The sequence below is a fragment of the bacterium genome, assembly GCA_021158245.1.
In the GTDB taxonomy this organism is placed as follows: Bacteria; Zhuqueibacterota; QNDG01; order QNDG01; family QNDG01; genus QNDG01.
On sequence record JAGGVB010000040.1, the window covers coordinates 1 to 3,769 of the forward strand.

At 36.1% G+C, this 3,769-nt stretch carries 7 protein-coding genes; 1 reads left to right on the plus strand and 6 read right to left on the minus strand.

All coding sequences use genetic code 11. From position 1 onward, the window contains the following. The coding region (locus J7K93_02040) for a transposase (GenBank protein ID MCD6115770.1) at positions 1 to 185 on the plus strand (185 nt) is incomplete at its 5' end. Here J7K93_02040 and J7K93_02045 read toward each other — a convergent pair. The 6 genes from J7K93_02045 to J7K93_02070 form a co-directional block, all read right to left on the minus strand. Continuing rightward, positions 156 to 542, minus strand: a complete 387-nt coding sequence (locus J7K93_02045) for a hypothetical protein (protein MCD6115771.1) — start codon at positions 540 to 542, stop codon at positions 156 to 158. The two genes, J7K93_02040 and J7K93_02045, sit on opposite strands and share 30 nt — an antisense overlap. 72 nt (positions 543 to 614) lie before the next feature. Next, complete coding sequence (locus J7K93_02050; protein MCD6115772.1) at positions 615 to 1,142, minus strand: hypothetical protein; 528 nt, start codon at positions 1,140 to 1,142, stop codon at positions 615 to 617. A gap of 208 nt (positions 1,143 to 1,350) precedes the next feature. Then, positions 1,351 to 2,058: a PorT family protein gene (locus tag J7K93_02055; GenBank protein MCD6115773.1), complete on the minus strand. Its 708-nt coding sequence runs from the start codon at positions 2,056 to 2,058 to the stop codon at positions 1,351 to 1,353. Positions 2,059 to 2,171: 113 nt separating this feature from the next. Next, entirely contained in the window at positions 2,172 to 2,588 is a 417-nt protein-coding gene (locus J7K93_02060; GenBank protein ID MCD6115774.1) for a hypothetical protein, read from the minus strand. Positions 2,589 to 2,860: 272 nt separating this feature from the next. Next, on the minus strand, positions 2,861 to 3,256 hold the full coding sequence (locus tag J7K93_02065; protein MCD6115775.1) for a HEPN domain-containing protein: 396 nt from the start codon (positions 3,254 to 3,256) through the stop codon (positions 2,861 to 2,863). Further along, positions 3,246 to 3,575 (minus strand): nucleotidyltransferase domain-containing protein, encoded by a 330-nt coding sequence (locus tag J7K93_02070; GenBank protein ID MCD6115776.1) that lies wholly within the window; start codon positions 3,573 to 3,575, stop codon positions 3,246 to 3,248. Before J7K93_02070 ends, J7K93_02065 begins: the two co-directional genes overlap by 11 nt. Positions 3,576 to 3,769: the final 194 nt, after the last annotated feature.

Here is a 3,769-nt window from a genome sequence, read left to right on the forward strand (position 1 = left end):
AAATTCGTCGGCGTACCCGGGTTGTTGGTATTTTCCCAAATCAAGAATCATGCTTAAGATTGATCACAGCAGTATTGCAGGAAATTCATGAAGGATGGATTGTTGGGAGAAAATATATAAACTTTGAAAATAATAAGGACGAGGAGAACCTTGAATTACCAATTTACAGAAAAAATGTTGCATAATCTCATTTTTTTATATCGATCTTGGGCAGAGTTATAACATCTATTAAACAGCACATCTAGTATTTCAGGTAACAAATCAATCGTATCACATTCACGCAATACATCAGCTATTTGCCATGATAAGTGCCACATTTTTTTTCTAACATCTTTATCAAATCCATCTTCATTCTTTTCAGCATTAACAATATTGTCATAGAGGCTATATATTTCCATAAATTTCATATACACAATAAAAATAGCCTCTTCTTCCTTTTTCTTTAACTCATTCTTTTCTTGTACGTTATTTGATATCCAGATAGAAATGAGACTTAAAAAAATACCGCTTAATACGCCTATTGCCCATTCCCAAATATTCATCTTTCACTCCTATCTATAGACATATAACGTGACCATCTGCGGCGGCGATTAGCCGTCCGTAGCATGTCATGGTTATGTGCCCCGCCACTTCTTCTTGCACTTCTGGCAGAGCTCCATCTTCTTCCTTTCTGGCCAGGAAACGGGGTCTATCAATGGCAGCTTGAACATCTCTTCGTAATATTTTTCTACCAAGGGTAATTCGTCGGGACTTATCATTACGATGCCTCGGGGATTCTCCATCTTGTGAATGATTTTGGCGTTTACCTCTTGGCGTAACTCCTTCATGCGAGTGCCAAATAGCTGTCCACGAATACAGTTGTGACAGATGTTTGGTTTTTTGGGATTGGCCTTGTTCAGCATTTTGGCAACTGCGTTATAGAATGCGGTGTCAGCGTTACGCACTGCAAGAGCGATTGCCATTGCGTGTCTCATCTTCTCGCTTAGCGTGGTACTCCTGCGATACTCCAATAATGCTTCACTGGCAGAACCCATGGGAACAAGGAGGAAGTCATGCGGAAGTATGAGCCTGTTGTTGATAATATGCGCACCAGCCTTTCGCAGCCAGTCGTTTGGCGACTCTATTGTCCATCCATGTCTCATGTTTTGCTCACATAACGATTGGCTCTCTTGCGGCGCGCTAAACCGGCTCTTTCCAAATGCCACATTGAAAATGTTTCCAGCGGCATGACGTGACTCCGCATTTAGCGAAATGCGTCGCGGACGCCGACATTTACCCAAAGCCGAATTGAAATAAAAGAACAAAACGTTACTGGCGCGTCCGTCAGCAAATATGGGTTATACAATAATCTCAAAGTTTAAAAGACGGCCCGATAACAATCTTAAAATATCTTATTTTCTGCTCATCTTCCACAGAACTGTTTTTGATTTGATTTGCCAATCCAAATAAATATTTACATATAAAATTCAACTTAATGTTTGGAGTTATCTTGTAGCTTATCCCCGCCCCTAAATTAACACCAATATTTAGTTTTGCAATCTGAGACGAGATGTTTTTATCGTATTCCATCAAAGAGTTATAAACATGATTAAATTTTTCTCTGCCTGAAAGCAAAACCGTTATTTCCGGCCCTGCTTCAAGAAATATGTTTAAATATTTTTGCTTAATATAAAACTTCACCAAAACAGGGATTTCAATATAATCCAAATACTGGCATATTTTATACTTACCCAAGACTTTTCCATTATTATCTGCAGCAGTTTGTTCTTCCGTACTACCACCCAGCTGGCTATAAAATAACCCTGCTTCAATAAATATATTTTTTTTAAACCTTGTGTCAACTGAAGCACCAAAACTTAGTCCTATTTTGGAATTATTATACGGTCCGTATACCGGGAATGAACTCTGTCCGGTCAATCTTGATCCGGCAACTCCTGCCCATAGGTTTATATTAATATTTTTCTTTTCAATAATTAAAGATTGAGAATAAATACTTGCAGTCATGCTGATTAAAAACAAAACACAAACAACAATTAATTTTTTTCCTTTGCTTTTCATTTTTTTCCCCTTGTTAGTCCATTTTATTTAAGTTAACAATTCTGATAAAACTCACTTTTTTAAAAATTACAAATTCCATAAAAACGTAAGTGATGCGCATTTAACATAGCAGTTTAATTAACTATTGTAACTCTTCGAACAATCCAACTTGAATTCCCAGCAACCGCAGATTCAGCTCTAACTTTGATTGTATACACCCCAGATGGTGTATTATTACCTACTTTCCATACAATCATTTGAAAATTTGGACTTGATTGGTGTAGTTCAACTTTTTCATATACCTTCTGGCCTATTACATTATAAACCACTGACCTGATGTTTGCAGGATAAAAATTATAGTCTGTATCAAGGATAAGCAGACTCATGCTTTCTTTGACCTGATCACCGGAACCAGCAGGGTTTGGGAACGCGATGCTCGCCGTAAAATCAAATCTCCATATTGTAGCAGCAAAAACAATTGCTGTGCATAACAAAATTGTACTAACTATTAAAACCATATTTTTTTGCTTAAAATTAAATTGGTTAAACATAAATTACCCCCATAATTTTCATTATCAACAATTTAGTATAAATGCGCATCACTTTGAAATATAAAAATACCTGATATAGTAATTCATTTGTATAACGACCTATTTCTGCGGCGCGCCAAACCGACACCATCCAAACCCACGATTAAAATTTTGCCAGCGGCACGAAACGTTGCCGCACATTGAGAAACAAATCTCGGACGCCAGCACGCTACAAAAGCCGAATTGAAATTAATGAACGAAACGTCGCTGGCGCATCCGTCAGCAAATTTGTGTTAGCAATTTTCAGCTAAATATTGTTCAACTGAATTAATAACTTTTTTTGCAATTAATATTCCTTGATCGCATATTTTATCATCGGGATCATATTCTGGAAGAACGCTGCCAATTGGATATTTTGAGGGCATATATATTGTATTAAGAAAATCACAATCATCGTCTGTTATATCAATTTGAATATCCTTACTTTGCAATAAATACTTTAATTCAAGAATGTCATGCGTTCGTTTCATCTTTATAGACTTCTCAATTAATATTGCTTTTATTGATTTTTCGACAGATTGTTGTATATTTTGAAGGCAGGTATTGTAGAGATGGCTTTCCTTTAAAATTTGTGATGAATCTAAATTTTCATTCGCATAGATTAACCATATTTTTGTTTCATCTTTCATATACTATCTCACCACTTTTGATCTCATCTATAAAAAATCCTTCTGCATTGACAGACAAGGGAATTATATCAACCGGAAGAATTTTTGCAACACTTCTTACAAGTTTTCGATATTTCATTGCGAGAGATAAATATGTTTCATCACTTGTTTGGAAAACAGCGACATCAATATCATTTGGAGTGTCTGAGTTAACAAAGGAACCGAATAATACAATTCGCTGTACTTCTTTTTCCAATGCAAGTGTTTCACGGATTTGATTTTTTATCTTTTCTTTTTGTTTGGTAGATGTAATCATCTTTGATGCCTTAAAAATACTCAATCATCATACTAAGTTATCATTTTAGTTTATTAGATGCAAGCCAGAAATAGACATTTATTTACTTTGATAACGATTGGCTCTCTTGCGGCGAGAAAATTTTACTTAGAACGTAAATATAACACAGCGCTATATATGAGCAACCAGCTTTGAATTTTGCACAACGCTCCCGCCGTCAAGAGCAGCCGATTGTTGGG

Excerpts from the sequence above, each read along its gene's own strand:
- J7K93_02045 (MCD6115771.1), bottom strand. The coding sequence starts at position 542 with ATGAATATTTGGGAATGGGCAATAGGCGTATTAAGCGGTATTTTTTTA.
- J7K93_02050 (MCD6115772.1), bottom strand. The coding sequence starts at position 1,142 with ATGAGACATGGATGGACAATAGAGTCGCCAAACGACTGGCTGCGAAAG.
- J7K93_02055 (MCD6115773.1), bottom strand. The coding sequence starts at position 2,058 with ATGAAAAGCAAAGGAAAAAAATTAATTGTTGTTTGTGTTTTGTTTTTA.
- J7K93_02060 (MCD6115774.1), bottom strand. The coding sequence starts at position 2,588 with ATGTTTAACCAATTTAATTTTAAGCAAAAAAATATGGTTTTAATAGTT.
- J7K93_02065 (MCD6115775.1), bottom strand. The coding sequence starts at position 3,256 with ATGAAAGATGAAACAAAAATATGGTTAATCTATGCGAATGAAAATTTA.